Source organism: Pseudomonas fluorescens HK44 (assembly GCF_000217955.3).
Classification (GTDB): domain Bacteria; phylum Pseudomonadota; class Gammaproteobacteria; order Pseudomonadales; family Pseudomonadaceae; genus Aquipseudomonas; species Aquipseudomonas fluorescens_AQ.
In genome coordinates this window covers 16,612-39,617 of the sequence record NZ_AFOY02000002.1, presented here as the reverse complement: position 1 = coordinate 39,617, position 23,006 = coordinate 16,612, and the positions used below count along the sequence as shown (strand labels likewise).

The following is a 23,006-nucleotide window of genomic DNA, read 5'->3' as shown; positions in this document are numbered from 1 at the left end:
AAAAGATCCTGCACCTACGGGACCAAAGGCCATTCGGCCAGCGCCCGATAGCGGCCTTTATGCGATTCGAACAGCGCAAAATGCCCGGCACTCAGATGAAAATCGGGGGGCGTATCAGATTCCGGGACAGGCTCTCGAAAGTCGCGCATCAAGGTCAAATGAGGACGATATTCCCGAGGCGCGTCGGCAAACCCAAGCCCCAGCATCGCCTGTTGCAAGGCATACACCAACTGACGCAACGGCAGCGATGTCTGCGTTGGCGTGAGTAACAAAACACCGGCGCGGCGCCATGCATCCAGGTGGTCGAGAGCGACCGTCAAGCGCTCGCCTGGCGTTCGGACGTGCGCGGCAGCCGCGCAGATATCCGGAATCTGCGTCACGGCCACAGCCCCCAGAAACATCAGCGTCAGATGAAAGTTTTCCGCTGGCACCGGGCGTCCGCTAGTAAGCCGCAAAGCGTTCCGCCATTGGGCGATCGCTCGGCGTTGTGCGGTGGCGCAGGGCAGCGCGAAAAACAACCGCTTGAACGGCTCGCCCTGCTCACGCGGTCCAGTGTTCATGCCTTGTACCTCCGAAGTGGAGTGCGAGTAACGCTCAGGACTTGCCGCCCAGCGCGGCCGACAATGCGGCATCACGCCCATAAATATCCGGGGCATACAGCAACTGGCCTTGCCTGTCGGCTTGTACGGTCCAGTAACTGAGCAGGATCGGCACCGGCGTAGCGAGCCTGAATTCGTGGGTCAGGCCTGTCGCCAGCAACTCATTGGTCCGCAGACGCTCAGCCGGACTCAACAACAAATCGCGCAACTGCATCGCTTGCTCGACCCGCACACAGCCTGAACTGAACGCCCGCGGTGCCTTTTGGAAAAGCGCCTGGCTGGGAGTGTCGTGCAGGTACACGGCGAACGGGTTGGGGAAGCGGATCGCCATTTGTCCCAGCGGATTTTTCGGTCCCGCGTCCTGGCGCAGGAGGATGTTGCCGGGGTTATCCCAGTCGATCTCGTCCACCGCCAACGGATGGCCGTCGCTGTCCAGCACCTGCAGGTTTTGTTTACCGAGGAACGCCTGATCCCGGCGAATTTCCGGCAACTTGTCTTCACGCATGATGGTCGGTGGCACTGTCCAGGTCGGGTTCAGGGTCAGGCGCGTGACCGACGACTTCAGCAGCGGAGTTGGCCGCTCGGCACGCCCTACCTGAGTGCGCGTCTGCCAGACCGGCCTACCGTCCTGATAGACGGTCAACGTTGCTGCAGCCACATTGACCAGCAGACCATTGGGTTCCAGATCCTGCGCCAGCCAGCGAAAACGTTCGAGGTTGATCCGCAACTGCTCGCGCCGCACTGCCGGGCTGACGTTCAACTCGGTCAAGGTGCCCTCCCCCAGCACGCCATCCGCTTGCAGCGAATGGCTCAGCTGGAAGTTTTTCAGCGCGCTCACCAGCTCCTTGTTGTAGACCGTGCCGACACCCGCGGAAACGCTGGCCAGATAACCCTCGCTGAACAGTCGCTTCGCAAGCTCGGGAACTCGCGCATCCTGTGCGCCGGGTTGTAACAAAGGCCCACTGGCGAGCGTCTGCCAATGGGGCAACGGCTGCCGACGCTGCCGGGCATAGACACGGCGCAAGCTCTGGTATTGCTCAAGGCTTGGACGGGCCAGCTGAAAAGCCGTTGCCATGTCTTGCAGACCCGGCCCGGCAATGGCCAGGACCTCGGCGGGTCGATCGTGCGGCAACGCCTGCGCATGCCACAACGGTTCGAAACGAGATTGCAGCAAACGGCCGTAACGCAGGTCCTGCAAGGCTTGCAGGTAACGCTGACTGATGCCGATGTCGGCACACAACGCATCCCCCTCAGTCCCGCCCGTGGGCAGGCGGTAACGGTTGGGGTCCAGGCCGTCATCGGCCAACTGCTGCAACTGTGCCTGCAAGGCCGACAAGCGTCCGTTGGCCGTCCAGATCAGGACGTAGTTCTGTTGCTGATAAAAAGCCTGCAACAGCGTTTGCGCTGGCGCACTCAGGTGCGCGGCCAGACGCGGACAATCGACCGGCAATTGAGTGAGCGCCAGTTTCAATGGGCTGTCGTGATCAGCCAGTTCGTTCTGGGCAGTCGCGACCAATGGCGCAGCGAGCAGGAAAAGGCTCAAGTAACATGCGTACTTTTTGATCAACTGCTTCACTCCACTCCATGGCCGTCAGATAGACGGTCAACCTCTGCTGCAGGTGCGACAAGCACCAAGGCCAGCGTGTGAACAGGTCTGCCGAGGGAACGACAGGACGTCGGGAGCCAACAATAACAACAGGACTCTCTACGCATGCTGACCTTTGTGCACCGACTCTGTCTGGCAGCTATGACGCTGGGCGCGATGTGCAGTCCGGCCTACGCCGCCGACACCCACAATCAAACGTTATATAACAGCCTCGCGCACGCCGCTCCGGAACTCAATCCCCAAGCACTGCACAGTGCCCTGAACGCCATTCAATGCGCCGTCAACAATGGCGCGAAGCAGGCCGAGCGGCTGGCCGTGATCGACTATTCGCAACCGTCCACGGCTCGTCGTCTTTGGATCTTCGATCTGCGCAAAAAGTCCCTGGTGCTACGCGATCTGGTCGCCCATGGGCAACAGTCCGGAGAAAATTTCGCCACGCAGTTCTCCAATCGCGTCGGCAGCTATCAGTCCAGCCTGGGGCTGTTTCGCACCCAGGAAAGCTATCAGGGCAGCCACGGCTACTCGCTGCGCATGGACGGCCTGGAACCGGGCTTCAATGACCGCGCACGTGATCGCGACATCGTGATTCACGCGGCCGACTACGTGAATCCCTTATGGAGCGAGCGCCAGGGCCGCATCGGCCGCAGCCAGGGTTGCCCGGCAGTCCGTCCGCAAGTGGCGCGCCAGGTGATCGATAAACTCAAGGACGGCCAGTTCATGTTTTCCTGGTATCCCGACCAGCATTGGCTGAAAGCCTCGGCCTACCTTAACTGTCGGCCACACCAGGGGACCGACATCCTCACTGCGCACAATGACTGACTCGCGGACTCAGCCCTTGGCCGCCATCGCGGTGACTTCCACGCGCATGCCTTCGACCGCCAGGGCAGCTACGCCAACGGCGGCGCGCACCGGCCAGGGCTTGGCGAAAAAGCGCTGATATACCTCGTTGAAGGCGGCGCGGTCGGCCATGTCGGTGAGGTAGATGGTCAGGTGCATGACCCGGTCCATGGAGCTGCCGGCCCGTTCCAGGGCTACCTTGAGCGCCTGCAGCGTGCATTCGCTCTGCTCGGTGATGCCCCCCAACTCCAGGCTGCCGTCAGCGCGAGTGGGGATCTGAGTCGAGACCAGCAGGCCGCCAAAACCGGCGACGTCGGAGGAGATGGATTCCGGGTCCGGGTCGGGGATAAAGGTCAGGTCGTGGTTTGCCATGGGGGATCTCTTGCTTGAGGTGATAAAGGGGTAATCGTGTAAGCCGCGGCCAGTTTACAGCCCCATCGTCCGGGAGCAATCAATGGACGCCCCCCTGGCTTCTCGGCGACGGCTTCGACGGCCAGGTGGGCTATCGGGCACTGCTGCCTACAGCTTGTAGGTCACATACCGGCCGCGCCCGGTTTTCTTGGCTTGATACATGACGCGATCGGCGGCCAGCAGGAGCATATCCGCAGAGCTTTCCCCATTTCCCAGTGCAATACCAATCGAAACTCCCACGATGCAGACCGTACCGGAAATAAAGAACGGCGCTCCCAGTGCATCAATACATTTAGTCGCGACGGTGCTCACGATCTCTTCGGCATCGTCCCCAAGATCACTCAGCAGAACGACAAACTCATCACCACCGATGCGCGCCAGGGTATCGGTCTCCCGGACAACCCGGCGAAAGCGCCTCGCCACCTGCCGCAACACCTCGTCACCCGCCTCGTGGCCAAGGGTGTCATTGATATGCTTGAAGCCGTCGAGGTCCATGAACAACAAGCCCACACTCGTCTCTTTGCGTTGTGCCAGTGCCAACACGTGGCGAAGCTGGCCAGAGAGATAATGTCTATTGGGTAAACCCGTCAACATATCGTGATGAGCAATTTTTTTAAGCTGGGCCTGTTTTTCATCCAGCTTGATCAACAAACGATTGAAGGCCGAGATCAAGTGACCGACTTCATCATTGCGAGTGACTGGCAAGGGAGCCAGTGGCCGCTCATCGCGCGTCATGCGGTCAGCCTGCGCGGCGGCATGAAACAGATGACGAAAGACAAAGTACAGGCCAACGGACGAGAACACGGCGAAAATCAAAATGGATATAAACGCCCCCCTGATCAAAAAATGCTGTGTTCGATCTACGGTTGCAAAAGCCTCTCTGCTCGGCAAACGGGCAACGACGAACCAGCCAGTACTTGGAACCGACACCATTGCAGAGACTTCCTCAACCCCATCGGCGTTGAGCGCGACCCCCGCACCGCGAAATCCGGCCATGGCCCGATCATGAAGCGCATTGGCGCCGGGAGGCGGCGTTGGCTTGAGCGTCATATCAAGCGTCGAGGATTCGACAAACAATCGACTTTCCGGAAAAACCAGCTGGAATCCACCCGCTGTCTCCCCCATGCGGCTCTGGAGCAAGGAATCCAGAAATCCTGGCGCTGCGAGTGCCGTGACGCCCACAAGAACGGCTTGCACCCTGCCGTGTTCATCCCTGATGGGCACGGACATCGGCAGCAGCGGTTTTTGGGTTGCTTGATCCACCGCAGGGCGCCCGACAAATGAATGTCCTGCCCATCCGGCTTGAATGTCATCACGCTCCGCGTAACGGGTATTGGGCGGCGGCGTCAGGTCGGGATAGTTCGCGAGTAAATCCCCATTGGCATTCACAATGAACACGTCTGTCGAGAACAACGTCTGGTAGGCGTAATGTTCTTTCAGCCAGGCACGCAGCCGCTCGGGTTGCTTGAGGAAATCAACAGGAACGGAGGCGGCAAGGAACTCAAGCAAACGCTGGCGTTGAATGATTTTGTCGTCGACATCGTGAGCGACATAAGTCGCCAACGCTAATTGCTGGCCTTCCACGACCGCGCTCAAATCCTCACGCAGAAAGTTGGTTAGCACGTAATAGCGCACGACCGCCCCAAACACGACAATGCACAGCGCCAATACCAACAGCCGGGTGACAACGCTGTTGAAGATTCGGGTGAAATTCAAGGGCATATGATAGTTATTTGGCATGGTCGGAGTGTAGCCGAGGGCGTAGCGCTTTTGGGTGTTTTCCCTTCACGGCGTGGCAAACCCATCGGCGGTCATCCAGACTCTGCAGATGCTTCGACCACAGGCTACTGCTCGGGAGCGACCACCCGAAACTTGATATTGATCTCGTTGGAGATAACCCCGTAATCGGCCCATTCGCCCTCACCGATCTTGAAGTCGCCACGTTTGAGAATGAACTCGCCATCGAATACGCCGATGGCGCTTTGCGGTTTCAAGGTGATTTGTGCACCGACCTCACGGGTAATGCCCTTGAGCGTGAGTTTGCCAGTGACCTCGTAGCGATTGTCGCCGAGCGCGGTCACGCTGCTCGATACAAACTTCGCCTCCGGATAGGCCGCCGTATTGAACCAGGCGGGCTTTTTCAACTCGCTGTTGGCATCGCTGTTCCCGGCATCGATGCTGTCGAGCTGGATGATCAGTGTGGCGTGGGCCGCCGAGGGGTTCGCCGAGTTGAAATCGAGGGTAGCCTCGAATTTGCCGAACGTGCCATACACCCTCGCCCCCATCTGGTTATAGGTGAAGCTGATCCGGCTGGCGCTCGCGTTCACGCGCTTGTACTCGACGGCCTGGGCGCCCGTCGTGGTACCGAATACAAGGGCTGCAGCCAGGATGACGGAGCGTGGAAATCGATGGGTCATGGGATTATCCGGTCAGTGGCCTGCTTCATGGCTTGAGATGCCGTGGGTCAGGCTGGCGCTTTGACGGCAGTATGCGCGTCAGCACGTCGTCGCGATCAATGAAGTGGTGCTTGAGCGCCGCGCATGTATGGACGATCACCAGCACCAGCAATGTGTAGTTGAGCACCTTGTGAACATCACTGAGGCGGTCGCCGAGCGCGGCGTCCTTGGGCAGCAGATCCGGCAGCGGCAAGACACCAAACCACGACGTCTGGAAGCCTTTTGCCGAACTCATCAGCCAGCCGCTGAGCGGAATCGCGAGCATCAGCGCGTACATCACCCCATGCGAAACATGGGACGCAAATCTCATCACGGCCGACACGGTCGTCGGCAACGGCGGGACAGGATGGCCCAGGCGCCAGCCGAGCCGTAGCAGCACCAGAAAAACAAGGTTACCCCGGCCCACTTGTGCCATGAGTACAGCTTCAGTTTGGTCGGCGAAAGCACAAGCTCAGGCATATAGTAGCCGAGCGCGAAGGTGCCGATCAGCCCGAGGGCTATCAGCCAGTGCAGGTAAACCGCCGTGCGGGTGTAACGATCGTTCATGAGCACTCCGTGTCGACTGACGACATGACCGGGTGAAACCTCGCTGCCTGACGGCCGGTACATTGTTGATCTGGACCGGTGCTTGTGCAAATGCTTTGACGGCGGCTCGCCTGCGCAATCGCCTTTTGCCTCGCAGAACCCCTGGCGCCACAATTGTGGTTAAAATGCCGCCCCTTCACATTGCCGGCCCTGCCCGATGAACCCTGACGCCCTCGCCACCCTCCGCCACCATTTGCTGACGGCTCTGACCGCTTTCCCCGAAGAAACCCGCCGTGTGTTCCATGGCCGGGGCCGATGCTGGCCGGGGCTGGAACAACTGACCGTCGACTGGATGCAGGGCGTGGTGCTGGTCTCGCTGTTCAAGGAGCCTGACCCGGCGCAACTGGAGGCATTAAAGCAGCTGCTGATGGAGATCGCGCACTCGCCTGCATGGGAAAAATCCGGCGCGCATACGCTGGCGCTGCAACACCGCTACCTGCCGCAAAGCACCACCGAATGGTTGCTGGGGGAAATGGTCGAGGAATGGACGATCACCGAGGGCGGCCTGCGTTATCGCATCGACCTGGGCAAAAAACAGAACAGCGGCCTGTTTCTCGACATGCGCTACGGCCGCAATTGGGTGCGCGCCAATGCCCATGGCAAACGCGTCTTGAACCTGTTCGCCTACACCTGCGGGTTTTCGGTGGCCGCCATCGAGGGCGGCGCGGAGCATGTGGTCAACCTGGACATGTCCCGCGGGGCCCTGAGCCGCGGACGCGACAATCATCGACTGAATGGACACGACTTGAGCAAGGTCAGCTTTCTCGGCCATGACCTGTTCAAGTCCTGGGGCAAGGTCATCAACAGCGGCCCCTACGACCTGGTCATCATCGACCCGCCGTCGTTCCAGAAAGGCAGCTTCCTGCTGACCAAGGACTACCATCGCGTGTTACGTCGCCTGCCGGAATTGCTCAGCAGCGAGGGCGTGGTACTGGCCTGCATGAATGACCCGGCCTTCGGCCCGGACTTTCTCATCGATGGCGTCACCCGCGAAGCCCCTAGCCTGCACTTTGAACAACGCCTGGAAAACCCACCGGAATTTCCCGATATCGATGCTGAAAGCGGCTTGAAGGCGCTGGTGTTCAGGCAACACGCCGAGGCGCTTGCCTGAACTTGAGCAACCCGACTCAGAGCCCGCTGATGACTTTTGTCCATAAGCGGGTGGCCTGGCGCATGACCTTGGGCGGCATGGCCTTCAAGGGGAACAAAGTACTCATGGTTTGCGCTGTCGGATAGATCGCCGGATCGTTACGCAAGCCGGGCTCAATCAACGGCGTTGCGGCACTGTTGCCGTTCGGGTAGTGAATCGCATTGCTGATGTCGGCGATGACGTTGGGCTCCATCAGGTAATTCATGTAGGCATAGCCGTTATCCGGATTGGGCGCGTTCCTCGGCATGACCACCATGTCGACAGCCAGGGTCGAGCCTTCCTTCGGAATCGTGTACCCCAGCTCGATGCCGTTCTTCGCTTCATGCGCCGTGGAGGTCGCTTGCGCGATGTCGCCACTGAAACCAATGGCCACGCAAATGTTGCCGTTGGCCAGGTCACTGACGTACTTGGACTGATGGAAGTACTGAATGTACGGCTTGATGTTCAGCAGGGCTGCTTCAGCTTTGAGGTAATCCGCCGGGTCTTCGCTGTCGTGCTTCAACCCCAGGTAGTTGAGGGTAATCGGCAACATCTGCGTCGAGTTATCGAGGAACGCTACACCGCATTGGCTGAGCTTCTCGATGTTTTTCGGATCGAACAGCAGGCTCCAGCTTTTGGTGACATCGGTGTTGCCGAAGATCGCCTTGATTTTCTCGACGTTGTAGCCGATCCCGACCGTGACCCACATGTAGGGGAACGCGTATTGATTGCCGGGGTCGTTGACCTCCAGGGTTTTCATCAATTGTGGGTCGAGGTTCTTCTAGTTCGGTAACTTGCTTTTGTCCAGTTTCTGCAGCGCGCCCGCCTTGATCAACTGAGCCAGGAAGTGGTTTGACGGGCTGACCACGTCGTAACCGCTGCTGCCGGTGATCAACTTGGCCTCCAGCATCTCGTTGCTGTCGATCAGGTCGTAAGTCGTCTTGATCCCCGTCTGCTGGGTGAAGTTACTCAAGGTGTCATTGGCGATGTAGCTGCTCCAGTTGGAGATACGCACGGTATCTGACGCCGCAGCCATCCCGCTCGACGCTGCGCAGAGTGCAAGTACGAAGTTTTTCAGTGTGTTCATTATTGTTATTCCTGATGAGAAAACGACGTTAACAAAACCTTACAGGTCAGGATTCCGATTGAGCGCGACAGGCCTCGTACCGCAGGCGCACCGAGGCACCGATATCGAAAAAGGGTGTCGGCGGCAGCCAGCCCGGATTGGCCTGACTGAGCACGCTGCTGAGCAATGGCGACTCACTACCCGAGGCCATCTCTGCCAGCAGACGCCCCCACAATGTGCCGCGTGCAACGCCAGAGCCGTTGCAGCCGGCCACGGTATAAATGCCCCGCTCGACTCTGGCAAAGCGCGGTTCACCAGAGCGGGTTGCGCTCAAATGCCCGGTCCAGGTGAACTCAAGGTGTTGCTCGGTGATCCACGGAAATCGACGTTGCAAGCCACGCAAATGGGTTAACCGACGCGCACTGAGCGCTGAACCGGCAAGGTCGCGAAAGCGGTACTCCACGGTATTGCGAATGAGCAACCGGCGATCGGCGGTCAGGCGCAACGTCGCACCGGCCGGCCGGGTCGACAGCACACCCCACTGGTCCGGGCGGCCCATCTGACGGTACTCGTCGTCGGTCAGCGGGCGGCTTAACGACGCACTGAGTTCAAGGGGGAACACGGCCCGATCAGGCAAACCGACACGCGGCAGAAACGGCCCGACGCAGATCAGTACCTGCGGGGCTTCAACACTGCCTTGGATTGATGAGGCGCGGACATTGCCATTGGCCAAACGCTCCAGCCCGGTGATGTCGGTGTGCTCGTACACAGCGACATTACCCGCCAGGGTGTCACGCAAGCCCTTGGCGTATTTCGCCGGTTGCAGCAGGGCGTTACCACCCCGACACCAAATCCCCGCACGATAAAAGTCCGTTCCCAGGTTCCGGCTCAAGTCTTGCCCCTGCAGAAACTGCGCATCGGCCCCCACTTCACGCAAGGTCTGCACTTTCAGCGCTGCGTCTTCGAGTTTGTCCGGGTCGTGTACCGCGAAGAAATAACCCTGCTCATGCCAGTCACACTCAATACCCAGGCGGCTCACGCGCTGCCGCACTTCTGCGTTGGCGGCGCGGCTGATCTCGGTACTGCGCTGGTAATAGGCGTTGCCCGGCCGACCGAGCAGTTCGTCACCGACAGGGTTTTCATGGGCGACCACGAAGCCGGAGTTTCTCGCCGATGCGCCCTGTGCGGTACGTTGACGATCAACGATGACGATCCGCGCTTCAGGATGCAGTTCGGCCAAAGTATGCGCGGCCGACAGCCCAGTGAATCCGCCACCAATGATCAGCCAGTCGGCTTTCTGCGAACCCTGCAAGCAGGGTTGTAGCGCAGACTCTCCCGCCTGGACGATCCAGCCACAGCTATTTTCAGTCATCTACTCACCTCACCCAGCACGGATCTGTTGAACGCTGTCGTCATGAACAATTAGCATGGTTAAATGCGTTCAGTCCGACGGCCATGAACAGAATCTATGGGGATATCGATGCGCAATCCAACGCTATTAACGCATTCATCCATTCGGTTTTTGCATGGATAAAATCTTTCGCGTGCCCTCCTTGCAGGCCCTTCAAGCCTTTGCCGAAGTGGCAGCCTCAAGCAACTTCACCGAAGCGGCAGCAACGCTGTGCCTGACCCAGAGCGCGGTCAGCCGGAAGATTCAGCAACTGGAGAGTCACTACGGCGTAGCGCTGCTGATTCGCAACAGCCGAAGCGTCACACTGACCGCCGAGGGCAAGGCAGTCCTGGAAACCGCGCTCAAGGTGATCGGCGAATTACAGACCCTGGAAAAACGCCTGGCACCCAGGGACACGCCCTTTCGCATTCGCATTCACGTATCGCTTGCCGTGCGCTGGTTGCTGCCTCGACTGACCGACTTCTATGCCCGCAACCCCGACTTGGCCCTGTCGATCGAAACCGTGGCGACCGAACGGGTCGACCCCTCAGGCGAGTGCGATGCCTGCATCCTCTACCTGCAAACGCCGCCGGCCGATCAGGCGTACCACGTTCTGTTCGAAGAGTTTCTGGTGCCGGTCTGCGCGCCTGTGTCAGTCAACGGAAAAACACCACTCGCTTCAGTGAACGAGCTCTCCAACTACCCGCTGATCCATGGTTCAACGGGTCAACAGGAGTGGGCAGCCTGGTTGAAAGCTTATGACGGGGGGCAGTCCAGAGACTGCAAACACACCACCTTCAATCTGGACGAACTGGCCCTCGATGCCGCCGCCCGCGGCCTGGGCATTGCCATGACTGACCGAACGCTCGCGCAAGAGTTGATAAACCGCGGGGAGTTGATCATTCCATTCGGCCCCGCACTGAAAACCTCGGGCGCCTATACCTTGTGGCTACAACCCACCAGCGCCTTGCACCCGGCCCGACAAGCCGTATTGGAATGGTTTGCCCAGCAGTCGGCTTCCTGACGGCACACAGCACCATCAGCAACTTCCTGCATTGGGCTCGGACGGTTCTCAAACGCAAAGCGGACCCGGCTGATATTCATCGTGTGCTTAAACGAGTGAAATGCCGGGCAAGAACTCCTGTCGATGTTCGGGCAACGCCATAGACCTTGAAACCGCTCATCAAGGCGACGTTGACCGAAAGGACTACGCTCAACCACAATGCTGGAGGTAGCGCCAATGTAGCTACAAACTAACGATGAGGTCATTCCCATGGGTGCATTGCTGAAAACCACCGACGTGCGTTGCCGCATTGATGAGGATCTGAAGATACGTGCCACTGAAGTCTTGAACGCTTGCGGGCTGAGCATCAGTGATGCCATGCGTCTTTTTCTCCGTCAGGTCGTTGCGACTCAGGGGCTCCCGTTTGAGGTACGCGTCCCTTCGGAAAAAACTGCCCGCGCCATGATGGAAGCACGAGGCATTCGCCAACAGTTCGACTCGATAGACGACATGCTGAGGGACACTGATGGCGAAACCGGAGAAAAAGCAAAAACGCGCTGAACTGCCAAAGCAGTGTGCTCAAACGTCGGAATTCAAGAAGTCCTGGGAACGTTACAAGCGGGCCGGACGTCGTGATATGAATGAAATTCGTCAGATCATGGTCATGTTATTTCTGGGGGAGCAACTGCCGGCCGAGTACTTGGATCATGCTTTAACGGGTGATTGGAGTGGTTTTCGGGAGTGTCATATCGGTGGTGACTTCTTGATGATCTACGAGCACTCACGTTCCGACTTGATTACATTTGTTGATCTCGGAAGTCATTCTGAACTATTCAAGTAGTGTTGCACGGCCTCCTACCCAAGACGCTCGCGCACAAAAGCCCTGGCTTTGGCCGTCATCTGGTCGAGATGCCGGTCGCGCTGTTTTTCAGCATCGAGCATCGCCCGCTTCCCGTGTCGTTGCAGCAGATACGTATGGATCTGCCGCACTTCTGTCGAGCTGTAGATCGGTGCGGTATCCAGCACCCCCATCAAGCCGCCCGTGCTGTGATCGCGAGTATTCATCAGCACCTGCGGCCCGCGCGCGCCCAGCACCTGAAAGCCCATCGATTCGAACAAGGCAACCTTGCCGACCGCACACGTCAGCTCGGCATGCGGGTAGCGATTGACCATTTCCTGGACCATTGCCCGCGCGACGCCCTGGCGCCGATGACTGGCTTGCACCGCCATATAGGCCACGCCGCACGCCTCGGGATCGTCCTTGACCGGCAGATACAGCAAAAAGCCGATGACCTTCGAAGGGGCCTCTTCGTCCATCGCGACGATCAATTCGACGGCAATCCCTTTCGACCCGCCGAGCGCTTGCAGATAGAGATGAACCTCGTAGCCGATCGCATATTGATACACGTTGAACAGGAGGTTGCTCGGCGCAATCGCCACCGTGCTGATATCGGTCAGATAGTCGACGACCATCTGCAGAATCTGGTCATTGATGGGCTCGGAGCACGGGGTTTCAAAATGAGTGATCGTGAACATCGAACTCATGCCTCCTTCGCCTTCACTGCCGCCAGCCATTCAGGATTCAAGCGGTTCTGCTCAGTCTCGATCCCCAGCGCTTCCATGCTCGCCTTGTGCTGATCGATCTCGCGAGTCATTTGGCTGAGGCTGCTGGTGTTGCCGTCCAGTTGGTGCATTTGCGTGAGCCCCAGGTGATAAAAGCGCAACAGCTTCATCGCGCTCGGGTTACCGGCCTGCACCGCATCGGTGACCTTATGCATGACGTTGGTGACGCTCATCAGGCTGCGCTTGAGTTGCCAGCCGTACACCGCCGCCGCCATCCACGGCTGCGACCAGCCTTTGGCTTTCATCAGCGCGGCGCTAACGATGACGGCGGCAATGACGCCGCCCAGGTTGAAGCGGAAGTTGTCGCCGCCAGGTTCGCCGAATAGCATGACGGCCAGGCCGGACAGCGTCATCGCCAGCAGAATGAAGGTCACGGCGATGATCACGGTGCTGCGGCGCGTCTGCTGTCGATAGGTTTCGGGGTTCCACGGCTTGATCTCGAACATCACGGCAGGGCTCTTTTGCTAAGTTGAATACAGGATGCGCGGCATTATCGCCCGTAGAGCCCGCTACAGACACGCTTAATCAACAGGACGCCTCACCATGCGCGCGCTACTGACGACGTTCGGCCGTTTACTGGATCAGGGTTTCAGCAAGGAAGTCTTCGACAACCTCAGAAACCTGCTGATGTGCGCCCTGCTGCTGGCAGCGGGTAGCGACGCCCTTCACTCAGTGTCGCCGCTGTTTCTCGGCCTGTTTGGCTACTGGATCGCGGGCTGGGGCCTGATCGGACTGGCAGCGCTGCTGATGCTGCTGAACATGTGCGATGGCCTGCGCAAACTTGCCAAAACCCGCTACCACCTGAGCCTGCAAATAGTGCTTTGCCTGGTCTATGTAGTGATGGCGTTCAGGGTTGTCGAGATTGTCTGGAACTTCAGGGTGACCTGAATTAACAGAAACACACCCTAAGCCGTAACACGGTCCATAGCAGCTGGCGAAGGCTGCTACGGATTGCGTACTGGCTTAACTGACTGGCATTACACGGTGTTGCGGGTTTTTTTCTGCTCTTTTTTGCTGGGTGTTTAATAGAATGTTCAGGTTGAAAGCCCAGACACTGTCGCGTACTACAGTGCCACGCCCCCCTATGAACACCCATTTTGAGAGAGCAGCATGATCGAGGTCACCGAGGTTCCCATTGCCCAACTACGGGCTGCGCTCGAATCGGGCCAGACCACCGCGGTTGAACTGGTGCAGGCCTACCTCGCCCGAATCGATGCCTACGACGGCCCCGACACGCCCACCGCCCTTAACGCGCTGGTGGTGCGCAACCCCGAGGCGCTGAACGAGGCGCAGGCCTCCGATGCCCGCCGCGCCAAAGGCGAAACACTGGGCCCGCTCGATGGCATTCCCTACACCGCCAAGGACAGTTATCTGGTGAAGGGGCTGACCGCCGCTTCCGGAAGCCCCGCCTTCGCCAACCTGATTGCCTATCGCGATGCGTTCACCATCGAACGGCTGCGCGCTGCCGGCGCCATCTGCCTGGGCAAGACCAACATGCCGCCCATGGCCAACGGCGGCATGCAGCGCGGAGTCTACGGCCGTGCAGAAAGCCCGTACAACGCTGACTACCTCACCGCCCCTTTCGCCTCCGGCTCATCGAACGGCGCCGGTACTGCCACCGCCGCCAGCTTCGCAGCCTTCGGCCTCGCGGAAGAAACCTGGTCGAGCGGACGCGGCCCGGCCTCGAACAATGGCCTGTGCGCCTACACGCCATCGCGCGGGGTGATCTCGGTTCGCGGCAACTGGCCGTTAACGCCGACGATGGACGTGGTCGTGCCGTTTGCCAGAACCATGGCCGACCTGCTCGAAGTGCTCGACGTGGTCGTGGCAGAAGACCCCGACACACGCGGCGACCTGTGGCGGATGCAACCCTGGGTGCCGATCCCGAGCGTCGCTTCGGTGCGCCCCATCTCCTATGTGGCGCTTGCCGCCAATCCCGATGCACTCGCCGGAAAACGCTTCGGCATTCCGCGGATGTACATCAACGCCGATCCCGAAGCCGGCACCTCTGAAGCACCCGGCATCGGTGGCCCGACCGGGCAGCGAATCAACACCCGCGCCTCGGTCGTCGGGCTCTGGGAACAGGCTCGCCAGGCACTTGAAGCGGCTGGCGCCGAAGTGATCGACGTCGACTTCCCGCTGGTCTCCAACTGCGAAGGCGATCGCCCCGGTGCCCCGACCGTGTTCAATCGCGGCATCGTCTCCAAAGAGTTCCTCCACCATGAACTGTGGGACCTGACCGCGTGGGCGTTCGATGACTTCCTGCAAGCCAACGGCGATCCAAAATTGAATCGCCTGGTCGACGTCAACGGACCGCTGATCTTCCCCCACGACCCCGGCACCCTGCCCAACCGCGAAGGCGACCTTGCCGCCGGCATGGACGAATACGTGCGGATGGCCGAGCGCGGCCTGACGCCATGGGACCAGATCGCCACCGTGCCCGACGGACTGCAGGGGCTTGAACAGACCCGCAAAATCGACCTTGAAGACTGGATGGACCAACTCGGCCTCGATGCCGTGCTGTTCCCGACCGTCGCCGACGTCGGCCCGGCGAATGCCGATGTCGACCCGACGTCGGCCGATATCGCCTGGAGCAACGGCATCTGGGTCGCCAACGGCAACCTCGCCATCCGGCATTTGGGTGTGCCGACGGTCACCGTGCCGATGGGCGTGATGCCGGACATCGGCATGCCGGTTGGGCTGACTTTTGCGGGGCGTGCGTATGATGATTCAACGTTGCTGCGGTTGGCTTCGGCGTTTGAGGCGACGGGGACGAAGCGGATGATTCCGCCAAGGACTCCGGCGTTGCGCACGTAAAGTGGCTATGTAGTGGGATGACAGGCGGATGCGATGTCGCGTCCGCCTTCTGCTAGATTTGCCACCCCAACAGCACGACAAGGAATGTACGCGCATGAAATTCGGCTACATGATCATCTACGTCCCGGACGTTGCAGCCTCACTCCAGTTCTTCTCATCCGCCTTCGGGATTGCCACCCGCTTCCTCCACGAACCCGCCACCTACGGCGAACTCGAAACCGGCGAAACCACCCTGGCATTCGCCGCCGACGAACTTGCGGCGATGAACTTCAGCACCGGCCACATCTCGGCCCACGCCTCTCCCAAACCACTGGGCATCGAAGTGGGCCTGGTGACCGACGACGTACCCGCCGCCCATGCCAAAGCGCTACACGCAGGCGCCACTGAAATAGCCGCCCCCCTCATCAAACCCTGGGGGCAAACGGTTTCCTACGTTCGTTGCCCGGACGGGACATTGGTGGAGCTTTGCACGCCAGTGCAGGTGTGAGCGATAGCTGAGGCCTAACTACCGAGTTGGCTCGCTACGAACGCAGTCTGCCAATCGCCCGCCGATACTTTTCAATTCGCTCCAGATCTTCCCAGGACGGCTGTGCGATTCGGGACACGTCGCTGTTCTCTTCAAGGTCAGCCAGCTTGACCACACGGCCTATCGGGTTCTGCGCCGCTCGTTCGACGAACAGTTCGTAGGACTCTCCCGGCAGCTTGGTGACAGACTCAATGGCCGCCAGTACCGTTTCGCTGAAGCCTTCTTGACGCAGATCATCAAGGCTGATGCCAGAGTCCTCGACCACGTCATGCAGAACCGCCACGATCCGCTCTTCCAGGGTGCTGACCCTCAGCATCACTTTCAGCGGGTGCAGGATGTACGGCGCACCGCCCTTGTCGACCTGCCCTTCGTGAGCGGCAGCAGCAATGGCGATGGCACGTTCCAGTGTTTGAGTCATCTCGGTTTTCCTTGGCTACAAAGCCGTAGCGGTTGCTCACATAGATGCCGAGCTTGAGCCAACCCACGACGGACTTCCACTCCCCCACGCTCGGAGCTGCCGAAGGCTCGGGCCGCGTTCGGACGATCTTTTGATTTTCAGCTCCGAAACTCTCGTAGGAATCCACCCACCGTGGCGAGGGAGCTTGCTCCCGCTGGGTTGCGAAGCAGCCCCAAATCCTGCAACCAATCTCCTCAGACACTCCGCAGAGCCCGGTTTACGGCAAATACACCGCCGAACATGGACAAACCACATCGCCACAATGGCCGCGCAGCGTCCTACACCCCGGTTGCAGTCCCCAAAATCGACACCTAAAGTTGGTCTGTCGCTGACATTCGTTGGCGATAGGGTTTCGCAGCCCTTAAGATTGACACCTTGTTCCGTCAGGCTCGGCCGGTTCCCGGCTGCGTATCGTTTTATGGCGGTTGTGCGTGGGAGACCTTCGGGTCTGCCGGGTCATGGTGTTAATCCTCCGGTCTGCGAACCCACGTACAGCTGCCACCCAATTTGTTTCGCAGCAGACAAGGTGGCAATTCTTCTTTTGTGAGGATTAACACCATGACGACTCAACACCCGCCCCACCGCTTCACCCCCATGTCCCAATTCGCCACCGACTGCCCAGTCCTGCACATCGACAGAGACGTCCCGCTACGCGAACTCCACAACTGCGTCAGCGAACACCTCAACGCCGTCCTCAAATACCTGAACCTGATGGCCTGCACCAGCCTCCCCGACTACGCCGAGAACGACATCAACACCGTCACCAACATCGCTCGGATCATGGTCCAGGATGTTGCGGATGTGTTTGGGGTGATTGAGCAGCGGGGGTTTGATACACCTGAGGGTTAGTGACCCGCATTTAGTCGCAAAAAACCGCATTGCTGCGGTTTTTGTTACCTGCTTACATTCCGTTTTTATTTTGCGAGCAGCGGTTAGTCGATTACGACTGACCGATTCCGGCCGATTCTGCCTTTGGCCCACGGCAGCTTTGGTGGCATCGGCGACGCCGCCACACCGGGTCTGGATGACGAACAGCATCCACAACCAAACAGTCTAAGCTCATCCGAACGAGACCTTATCGCGCTTCAGAAAACTCGCCATTCTGGTCGTATCGGCTTGCTGCTGAATGGCACATGTCGATTCTGTGCATCACGTTACGCGGTCAACTCCGCCGCCCAAGCGACACGCACATTCGCTCGGGACACCTTCCACGCGCACGTCCGGAGACACCACCATGATTCGCGCCCTGTTGACCGCTTTCATGCTGCTTGCTCTAAGCCTCCCGGCACATGCTCAGGTGACGCCATTTCCTGCCTCCTTTCGTATTCAGGACATCCCTGTAGAAGGCGTCACACTCCATGTGCGCGTCGGCGGCAAGGGGCCGGCCGTGGTGCTGTTGCATGGCTTTGGCGATACCGGCGATATGTGGGCGCCACTGGCTGCCGATCTGGCCCGGGATCACACAGTCGTGGTGCCGGACCTTTGCGGCATGGGCTTGTCGTCGATCCCGGACAGCGGCTACGACAAGAAGACCCAGGCGGGCGGCATCCGCGCGGTGCTGGCGTCGCTGGGTATCGAACACTCGGCGGTCATCGGCCACGACATCGGCACCATGGTCGCGTACGCCTACGCCGCGCGGTATCCGCAGCGTACCGATCGCTTGGTGGTGATGGATGCGCCCGTGCCGGGTATTCCGCCCTGGAACGACATTGTCCGCTCACCGATGCTTTGGCACTTCGACTTCGGCGGCCCGGATGCTGAACGCCTGGTGGCCGGTCGTGAGCGCATCTACCTGGACCGGTTCTGGAACGAGTTCGCGGGCAACCCCACCAAGGTCGATGAAGCGACCCGTCAGCATTACGCCAAACTCTATGCCCGCCCCGGCGCTATGCACGCAGCCTTCGCCCAGTTCCGCAGCATTCGTCAGGATGAGGTGGACAACAAAGCGTCGATGGCGACGCGACTGACCATGCCGGTGCTGGCCATCGGGGGTGAAAAGTCTTTCGGAGGTAATGAAGCAATCGTGATGCGTAACGTAACGGACAAGGTCACGGAAGTGGTGGTGCCGGGGGCAGGACATTGGCTGATGGAAGAGGCGCCGACGCAGACTATTCGGGCGGTTCGCGACTTTATCGCGCAGTGATGGGTCGAGGTCTCGGAGGAGATTTTTGAAGGGCCCTGCCTTGAGGTTATTTAAGGGGCTAGATGTTTCTAAAATTTATTTTCTGATTCCAGACGTCAGTCTAGCAATGCGACTTTATTCAGCAGTTCGTAAAGCCCATTCGGAACCAAGGGCGATTCATCAGTGAAGCTTGCGCAAGAATGCCACTTCGCTATGAAGGCAGCGCCATCGCTCTCTTGAGCGTTCAAGTGCGGCAATTCGTAGACAGCTGAATCCACAAACTTCGCATCGTACACCTGCACGATTTCGTGCCCTGGAGTGCCGTTGTACGTGAAGATGCTTTCAAGAGTGCCGAGCAAGTGAATATCCGTGATAGGTAGACCGAGCTCTTCTTGTACTTCTCGCACAACGGCGTGGGCACTGGTTTCGCCGAACTCGATGCCACCGCCGATCGGGCGGAAGAACGCCTGTTTTTTAATGGGGTCGTAAGCTTCGTTGACCAGAATATTTCCATCGTGATGGAAAACGCAGAGTGCGAGGGGGCGGATACGTAGTGCGGTCATGCAGTAAAGTCCATTTACATTGAAGAATGTCTGTAGCAACTGCCAAAGGCTGCTACAGGTCAGCGTCCATTTTAGAGATCAGAAGTTTGCCGGGGTGTTGGCGCTGATGATTTCAGCCTCATCCGCCCCAATATTCCGAAACCTGTGCGGCAACGTCGTCGGAAAGTAATACCCATCCCCGGCATTCAACACACTAATCTGCCCATCCACGGTCAGCTCAACGGTGCCACGGGTTACGAGCCCACACTCCTCCCCTTCCGCATGCACAATCGGCTCTTCGCCCGAACTGGCCCCAGGCGCATATTGCTCGCGCAACAGCCGCATCTGCCGACTCGGCACCGACGCGCCGATCAGCAAAAGACGCAGGCCATCACGGCCCAGGTCGGGCTGCTCGTTGGCGCGGAAGACGTATTTGTGCTCTTGGGGCGGCTGATCGAAGGTGAAGAAGTCCGCCAAAGACATGGGAATGCTTTCGAGGAGCTTTTTCAGGGAACTGACAGAAGGACTGACTCGATTCTGTTCGATCAGGGAGATGGTGGCATTGGTGACGCCGCTACGCCGGGCCAGCTCGCGCTGGGACAGTTTGTAGCTTTCGCGTACTAATTTGAGTCGAGAACCCGTGTCCATGACAGCCTTATGTGAGAACGACTTAAGGGGTAATGGGGGTGGATGGCGGGCGACTTTTGGCCGCGAAGAACACCGCTTCCCTGTCCCTGAACCGTGAAAGTCGGGTATTAAATCACGTTTGTTGGTGTTGCTCAGCAGGTTCGATAAACGGCTGGATAAAAAGGCTGTTGAGCCTGATGCCACTCAGTTTAGATGCGCAAATTGTGGAAGCGAGCCTGCTCGCGATAGTGGTGTATCAGGCGGCATCAATGCTGTCTGACACACCACCATCGCGAGCAAGCCCGCAGGGATTGTGGCGTTTAGATACCGAAACGGTCACGCAGTGCGTAATACGCGGCGCCCATGGCGGTGAGCGGGGCCTGGAAGGTGCGGCCGCCGAACATGGGCATGTGCGGCAGGGAGGCGAACGCGTCGAAGCGTTCGGCGTCGCCGCGGATCATTTCCGAGATCAGTTTGCCGGCCAGGTGCGAGCAGGTGACGCCGTGGCCGCTGTAGCCCTGCATGTAGTAGGCGTTTTTCTCGATGCGGCCGAATTGCGGCATGCGTGACATGGTCAGCAGGAAGTTGCCGGTCCAGCGGTAGTCGATCTTCACGTCCTTCAGTTGCGGGAAGGTCTTGAGGATTTTCGGGCGGATCAGTTGCTCGATGTCGTCCGGTTCGCGCGCGCCGTAGACCACACCGCCGCCGTACAGCAAGCGGTTGTCAGCGGTCAGGCGGTAGTAGTCGAGCAGGTAGTTGCAGTCTTCGACGCAGTAGTTGTGGGTGATCAGGCTTTTCGCGACTTTGGCCGACAAGGGCTCGGTGACGACGATCTGCGAACCGCAGGGCATGCTCTTGCGAGTGACGCGGTTGTCGAGGTCCTGAGGCAGATAGGCGTTACCGGCGATCAGCAGGTATTTGGCCCGCACCACGCCTTTGGCGGTGCGCACGGTGATCGGTTCGCCGTAGGTGATTTCCACCGCTGCCGATTGCTCGTAGATCTTGCCGCCCAGGCCGATGATCGCCGAGGCTTCACCGAGCGCCAGGTTCAGCGGGTGGATGTGGCCGCCCTGCATGTCCAGCAGGCCGCCGACGTAGTTGTCGCAACCGACTTCGCGCTTGATCTCGGCCGCGTCGAGCATTCTCAGGTTCTTGTTGCCGTAGCGCTCCCAGCTGCGTTTCTGCTCGGCGAGGCCTTTGAGCTGCTTCTTGTTCAGCGCCGCGAAAATACCGCCGGGCTTGTAGTCGCACTTGATGTCGTACTGCTTGATGCGCGAACGGATGATGTCCGCGCCCTCAAAGATCATGCTGCCCAGTACTTCGGCAGTCTTGTCGCCGTAACGCTCTTCGATGACATCGACGTCGCGGCTGTAGGAATTGACCAGTTGACCGCCGTTGCGACCGCTGGCGCCGTAGCCGACCTTGGCGGCTTCGAGCACGGTGACGCTGTAGCCCGCCTCACTGAGGAACAGGGCGGACGACAAACCGGTGTAGCCCGCGCCAATGACGCAGACATCGCACTCGACCAGTCCTTCGAGCACCGGAAAATCGATGGTCTCGTTGCGGGTTGCGGCGTAGTAGCTGTTTACATGTTTTTGCATGATTGAGTTCCCGAACGGTCGCACGCACATGCCTGCGACCGCCGCTGTAGAAGTGTTAGAGCTTGATCCAGGTCGCTTTGAGTTCGGTGTATTTATCGAACGCATGCAGCGATTTGTCCCGACCGTTACCCGACTGCTTGAACCCGCCGAACGGCGCGGTCATGTCGCCGCCGTCGTACTGGTTGACCCAGACGCTGCCGGCGCGCAAACCGCGAGCGAAGGTGTGGGCCTTGCTCAGGTTGCTGGTCCAGACCCCGGCCGCCAGACCGAAGATGCTGTCGTTGGCAATCGCCAATGCTTCTTCAGCCGTGTCGAAGGTGATCAGCGACAGCACCGGGCCGAAGATTTCTTCCCGGGCGATGGTCATGGCATTGGTCACACCGTCGAAAATCGCCGGTTCCACGTACAGGCCGCCGGTGTCTTCAAGGGTGCGATTGCCGCCCGCAATCAGTTGGGCGCCCTGCTCTTTGCCGATGCTGATGTAGCGCAGCACGTTGTCCAGTTGGCGTTGGTCGACGACTGCGCCGACGGTGGTCGCCGGGTCCAGGGCATGCCCCGGTTTCCAGGCTTGCAGCGCTTCCACCAGCAGCGGAATGAACTGCTCGCGAATCGAGCGCTCCACCAGCAACCGCGAACCGGCGGTGCAGACTTCGCCCTGGTTGAAGGCGATCGCACTGGCCGCAGCTTGAGCTGCCGCGCGCAAATCCGGGGCGTCGGCAAATACTACGTTCGGGCTTTTGCCACCGGCTTCCAGCCAGACGCGTTTCATGTTGCTTTGCCCGGCGTAGATCAGCAGTTGCTTGGCAATTGCCGTCGAGCCGGTGAAGGCCAGAACGTCGACGTCCATGTGCAGCGCCAGCGCCTTGCCGACGGTGTGGCCGAACCCCGGCAGCACGTTGAACACGCCTTTCGGGATGCCGGCGTCGAGTGCCAGTTGGGCGATGCGAATCGCCGTCAGTGGTGACTTTTCCGAAGGCTTGAGGATGAACGAGTTACCCGCCGCCAGGGCCGGTGCGAACTTCCAGCTGGCCATGATCAACGGGAAGTTCCACGGCACGATGGCCGCGACCACGCCCGACGGCTCACGGGTGACCAAGCCCAACTGGTCGTGCGGCGTCGCCGCGACTTCGTCGTAGATCTTGTCGATCGCCTCGGCGCTCCAGCGGATCGCGTTGGCGGTCGCAGGAATGTCGATGCTCATGGCGTCGCCGATCGGCTTGCCCATGTCGAGGGTTTCGAGCAGCGCCAGTTCTTCCTGGTTCGCCAGAATCAGATCGGCGAAACGAATCAGGATGCGCTTGCGCTCTGCCGGAGCCAGCTTGGCCCAGACGCCGGACTCGAACGCCCGGCGCGCAACCTGCACCGCCACATTCGCGTCGGCTTCGTCGGTACTGGCGACATTCGCCAGAAAGCGGCCGTCCACCGGGCTCACGCATTCAAACGTGTCGCGGCTGAGTGCCGAGCAGTAGTGGCCGTCAATGAATGCCCGACCTTCGATTGTCAAGGACTGGAAGCGTTGCTCCCAGTCGCTGCGAGTAATTGCCATTGAAGTGACTCAACGCAGAGGAATAGGTGATCGTCGGACCGATTGCCTTGTAGGAGCAAAGCT

The 23,006-nt window shown here is 59.5% G+C and carries 23 protein-coding genes and 2 pseudogenes; 10 read left to right on the top strand and 15 right to left on the bottom strand.

Annotated features, from left to right (window positions below; all coding sequences use genetic code 11):
* Positions 1-14 precede the first annotated feature (14 nt).
* Positions 15-560 (bottom strand): RNA 2',3'-cyclic phosphodiesterase, encoded by a 546-nt coding sequence (gene thpR, locus HK44_RS00410; protein WP_019689657.1) that lies wholly within the window; start codon positions 558-560, stop codon positions 15-17.
* Positions 561-594: 34 nt separating this feature from the next.
* Positions 595-2,166, bottom strand: a complete 1,572-nt coding sequence (locus tag HK44_RS00405; protein WP_024264649.1) for a L,D-transpeptidase family protein — start codon at positions 2,164-2,166, stop codon at positions 595-597.
* Between the two features lie 144 nt (positions 2,167-2,310).
* Between HK44_RS00405 and HK44_RS00400 the strand changes: the two genes are divergently transcribed.
* A complete protein-coding gene (locus HK44_RS00400) occupies positions 2,311-3,024 on the top strand; it encodes a murein L,D-transpeptidase catalytic domain family protein (RefSeq protein ID WP_019689655.1) in 714 nt (237 codons plus the stop codon).
* A gap of 9 nt (positions 3,025-3,033) precedes the next feature.
* On the opposite strand, the gene HK44_RS00395 is transcribed toward HK44_RS00400, so the two are convergent.
* The 4 genes and pseudogenes from HK44_RS00395 to HK44_RS00380 all read right to left on the bottom strand — a co-directional run bounded on the left by HK44_RS00395 (position 3,034) and on the right by HK44_RS00380 (position 6,455).
* On the bottom strand, positions 3,034-3,414 hold the full coding sequence (locus HK44_RS00395) for a RidA family protein (protein ID WP_019689654.1): 381 nt from the start codon (positions 3,412-3,414) through the stop codon (positions 3,034-3,036).
* A gap of 147 nt (positions 3,415-3,561) precedes the next feature.
* The gene (locus tag HK44_RS00390; RefSeq protein ID WP_024264648.1) at positions 3,562-5,175 is read right to left on the bottom strand and encodes a sensor domain-containing diguanylate cyclase; all 1,614 of its coding nucleotides are present in this window, start codon (positions 5,173-5,175) and stop codon (positions 3,562-3,564) included.
* 122 nt (positions 5,176-5,297) lie between these two features.
* Complete coding sequence (locus tag HK44_RS00385) at positions 5,298-5,870, bottom strand: YceI family protein (RefSeq protein ID WP_019689652.1); 573 nt, start codon at positions 5,868-5,870, stop codon at positions 5,298-5,300.
* Positions 5,871-5,895: 25 nt separating this feature from the next.
* Positions 5,896-6,455, bottom strand: a pseudogene (locus HK44_RS00380) (cytochrome b).
* A 196-nt stretch (positions 6,456-6,651) separates the two neighbouring features.
* On the opposite strand from HK44_RS00380, the gene HK44_RS00375 reads away from it, so the two are divergent.
* Positions 6,652-7,605 (top strand): class I SAM-dependent methyltransferase, encoded by a 954-nt coding sequence (locus HK44_RS00375; protein ID WP_019689651.1) that lies wholly within the window; start codon positions 6,652-6,654, stop codon positions 7,603-7,605.
* A gap of 16 nt (positions 7,606-7,621) precedes the next feature.
* On the opposite strand, the pseudogene HK44_RS00370 reads toward HK44_RS00375, so the two are convergent.
* Both HK44_RS00370 and HK44_RS00365 read right to left on the bottom strand, forming a co-directional pair.
* Positions 7,622-8,659: pseudogene (locus HK44_RS00370) on the bottom strand (polyamine ABC transporter substrate-binding protein).
* Between the two features lie 97 nt (positions 8,660-8,756).
* Positions 8,757-10,061, bottom strand: a complete 1,305-nt coding sequence (locus HK44_RS00365) for an NAD(P)/FAD-dependent oxidoreductase (protein WP_019689650.1) — start codon at positions 10,059-10,061, stop codon at positions 8,757-8,759.
* A gap of 154 nt (positions 10,062-10,215) precedes the next feature.
* Between HK44_RS00365 and HK44_RS00360 the strand changes: the two genes are divergently transcribed.
* From HK44_RS00360 to HK44_RS00350, 3 genes are all read left to right on the top strand, one after another.
* The gene (locus HK44_RS00360; RefSeq protein WP_019689649.1) at positions 10,216-11,103 is read left to right on the top strand and encodes a LysR substrate-binding domain-containing protein; all 888 of its coding nucleotides are present in this window, start codon (positions 10,216-10,218) and stop codon (positions 11,101-11,103) included.
* A gap of 249 nt (positions 11,104-11,352) precedes the next feature.
* A complete protein-coding gene (locus tag HK44_RS00355) occupies positions 11,353-11,643 on the top strand; it encodes a type II toxin-antitoxin system RelB/DinJ family antitoxin (protein ID WP_019689648.1) in 291 nt (96 codons plus the stop codon).
* Positions 11,609-11,923 (top strand): type II toxin-antitoxin system YafQ family toxin, encoded by a 315-nt coding sequence (locus HK44_RS00350; RefSeq protein ID WP_024264647.1) that lies wholly within the window; start codon positions 11,609-11,611, stop codon positions 11,921-11,923. The genes HK44_RS00355 and HK44_RS00350 overlap by 35 nt, the downstream gene beginning before the upstream one ends.
* 14 nt (positions 11,924-11,937) lie before the next feature.
* Here HK44_RS00350 and HK44_RS00345 read toward each other — a convergent pair whose 3' ends face one another.
* Positions 11,938-12,618, bottom strand: coding sequence for a GNAT family N-acetyltransferase (locus HK44_RS00345; protein WP_024264646.1), 681 nt, complete (start codon positions 12,616-12,618; stop codon positions 11,938-11,940).
* Positions 12,619-12,623: 5 nt separating this feature from the next.
* Positions 12,624-13,151, bottom strand: coding sequence for a DUF3087 domain-containing protein (locus HK44_RS00340; protein ID WP_019689645.1), 528 nt, complete (start codon positions 13,149-13,151; stop codon positions 12,624-12,626).
* A gap of 97 nt (positions 13,152-13,248) precedes the next feature.
* Between HK44_RS00340 and HK44_RS00335 the strand changes: the two genes are divergently transcribed.
* The 3 genes from HK44_RS00335 (at position 13,249) to HK44_RS00325 (ending at position 16,009) form a co-directional block, all read left to right on the top strand.
* Positions 13,249-13,593: a hypothetical protein gene (locus tag HK44_RS00335; RefSeq protein ID WP_019689644.1), complete on the top strand. Its 345-nt coding sequence runs from the start codon at positions 13,249-13,251 to the stop codon at positions 13,591-13,593.
* Positions 13,594-13,815: 222 nt separating this feature from the next.
* Entirely contained in the window at positions 13,816-15,522 is a 1,707-nt protein-coding gene (locus tag HK44_RS00330; protein ID WP_019689643.1) for an amidase, read from the top strand.
* Positions 15,523-15,616: 94 nt separating this feature from the next.
* The gene (locus HK44_RS00325; protein ID WP_019689642.1) at positions 15,617-16,009 is read left to right on the top strand and encodes a VOC family protein; all 393 of its coding nucleotides are present in this window, start codon (positions 15,617-15,619) and stop codon (positions 16,007-16,009) included.
* A 34-nt stretch (positions 16,010-16,043) separates the two neighbouring features.
* Here the strand turns inward: HK44_RS00325 and HK44_RS00320 are convergent, their stop codons facing one another.
* Positions 16,044-16,466 (bottom strand): HD domain-containing protein, encoded by a 423-nt coding sequence (locus HK44_RS00320; protein WP_019689641.1) that lies wholly within the window; start codon positions 16,464-16,466, stop codon positions 16,044-16,046.
* A gap of 597 nt (positions 16,467-17,063) precedes the next feature.
* On the opposite strand from HK44_RS00320, the gene HK44_RS00315 reads away from it, so the two are divergent.
* The gene (locus HK44_RS00315; RefSeq protein WP_019689640.1) at positions 17,064-17,354 is read left to right on the top strand and encodes a hypothetical protein; all 291 of its coding nucleotides are present in this window, start codon (positions 17,064-17,066) and stop codon (positions 17,352-17,354) included.
* Between the two features lie 385 nt (positions 17,355-17,739).
* Positions 17,740-18,648, top strand: coding sequence for an alpha/beta fold hydrolase (locus HK44_RS00310; RefSeq protein WP_019689639.1), 909 nt, complete (start codon positions 17,740-17,742; stop codon positions 18,646-18,648).
* A gap of 95 nt (positions 18,649-18,743) precedes the next feature.
* On the opposite strand, the gene HK44_RS00305 is transcribed toward HK44_RS00310, so the two are convergent.
* From HK44_RS00305 to HK44_RS00290, 4 genes are all read right to left on the bottom strand, one after another.
* Positions 18,744-19,190 carry an NUDIX hydrolase gene (locus HK44_RS00305; protein WP_024264645.1) on the bottom strand — a complete coding sequence of 149 codons (447 nt, stop codon included), beginning with the start codon at positions 19,188-19,190 and terminating at the stop codon, positions 18,744-18,746.
* A gap of 78 nt (positions 19,191-19,268) precedes the next feature.
* Positions 19,269-19,817, bottom strand: coding sequence for a cupin domain-containing protein (locus HK44_RS00300; protein WP_019689637.1), 549 nt, complete (start codon positions 19,815-19,817; stop codon positions 19,269-19,271).
* 299 nt (positions 19,818-20,116) lie between these two features.
* Entirely contained in the window at positions 20,117-21,397 is a 1,281-nt protein-coding gene (locus HK44_RS00295; RefSeq protein ID WP_019689636.1) for an NAD(P)/FAD-dependent oxidoreductase, read from the bottom strand.
* Positions 21,398-21,452: 55 nt separating this feature from the next.
* Positions 21,453-22,943 (bottom strand): aldehyde dehydrogenase, encoded by a 1,491-nt coding sequence (locus HK44_RS00290; protein WP_019689635.1) that lies wholly within the window; start codon positions 22,941-22,943, stop codon positions 21,453-21,455.
* Positions 22,944-23,006 lie beyond the last annotated feature (63 nt).

Coding starts and splice junctions, on each gene's coding strand:
- HK44_RS00290 (WP_019689635.1), bottom strand. CDS start 22,943: ATGGCAATTACTCGCAGCGACTGGGAGCAACGCTTCCAGTCCTTGACA.
- HK44_RS00315 (WP_019689640.1), top strand. CDS start 17,064: ATGACGACTCAACACCCGCCCCACCGCTTCACCCCCATGTCCCAATTC.
- HK44_RS00365 (WP_019689650.1), bottom strand. CDS start 10,061: ATGACTGAAAATAGCTGTGGCTGGATCGTCCAGGCGGGAGAGTCTGCG.
- HK44_RS00330 (WP_019689643.1), top strand. CDS start 13,816: ATGATCGAGGTCACCGAGGTTCCCATTGCCCAACTACGGGCTGCGCTC.
- HK44_RS00305 (WP_024264645.1), bottom strand. CDS start 19,190: ATGACCGCACTACGTATCCGCCCCCTCGCACTCTGCGTTTTCCATCAC.
- HK44_RS00295 (WP_019689636.1), bottom strand. CDS start 21,397: ATGCAAAAACATGTAAACAGCTACTACGCCGCAACCCGCAACGAGACC.
- HK44_RS00350 (WP_024264647.1), top strand. CDS start 11,609: ATGGCGAAACCGGAGAAAAAGCAAAAACGCGCTGAACTGCCAAAGCAG.
- HK44_RS00345 (WP_024264646.1), bottom strand. CDS start 12,618: ATGTTCACGATCACTCATTTTGAAACCCCGTGCTCCGAGCCCATCAAT.
- HK44_RS00375 (WP_019689651.1), top strand. CDS start 6,652: ATGAACCCTGACGCCCTCGCCACCCTCCGCCACCATTTGCTGACGGCT.
- HK44_RS00395 (WP_019689654.1), bottom strand. CDS start 3,414: ATGGCAAACCACGACCTGACCTTTATCCCCGACCCGGACCCGGAATCC.
- HK44_RS00400 (WP_019689655.1), top strand. CDS start 2,311: ATGCTGACCTTTGTGCACCGACTCTGTCTGGCAGCTATGACGCTGGGC.
- HK44_RS00335 (WP_019689644.1), top strand. CDS start 13,249: ATGCGCGCGCTACTGACGACGTTCGGCCGTTTACTGGATCAGGGTTTC.
- thpR (WP_019689657.1), bottom strand. CDS start 560: ATGAACACTGGACCGCGTGAGCAGGGCGAGCCGTTCAAGCGGTTGTTT.
- HK44_RS00320 (WP_019689641.1), bottom strand. CDS start 16,466: ATGACTCAAACACTGGAACGTGCCATCGCCATTGCTGCTGCCGCTCAC.
- HK44_RS00340 (WP_019689645.1), bottom strand. CDS start 13,151: ATGTTCGAGATCAAGCCGTGGAACCCCGAAACCTATCGACAGCAGACG.
- HK44_RS00355 (WP_019689648.1), top strand. CDS start 11,353: ATGGGTGCATTGCTGAAAACCACCGACGTGCGTTGCCGCATTGATGAG.
- HK44_RS00325 (WP_019689642.1), top strand. CDS start 15,617: ATGAAATTCGGCTACATGATCATCTACGTCCCGGACGTTGCAGCCTCA.
- HK44_RS00360 (WP_019689649.1), top strand. CDS start 10,216: ATGGATAAAATCTTTCGCGTGCCCTCCTTGCAGGCCCTTCAAGCCTTT.
- HK44_RS00385 (WP_019689652.1), bottom strand. CDS start 5,870: ATGACCCATCGATTTCCACGCTCCGTCATCCTGGCTGCAGCCCTTGTA.
- HK44_RS00310 (WP_019689639.1), top strand. CDS start 17,740: ATGATTCGCGCCCTGTTGACCGCTTTCATGCTGCTTGCTCTAAGCCTC.
- HK44_RS00390 (WP_024264648.1), bottom strand. CDS start 5,175: ATGCCCTTGAATTTCACCCGAATCTTCAACAGCGTTGTCACCCGGCTG.
- HK44_RS00300 (WP_019689637.1), bottom strand. CDS start 19,817: ATGGACACGGGTTCTCGACTCAAATTAGTACGCGAAAGCTACAAACTG.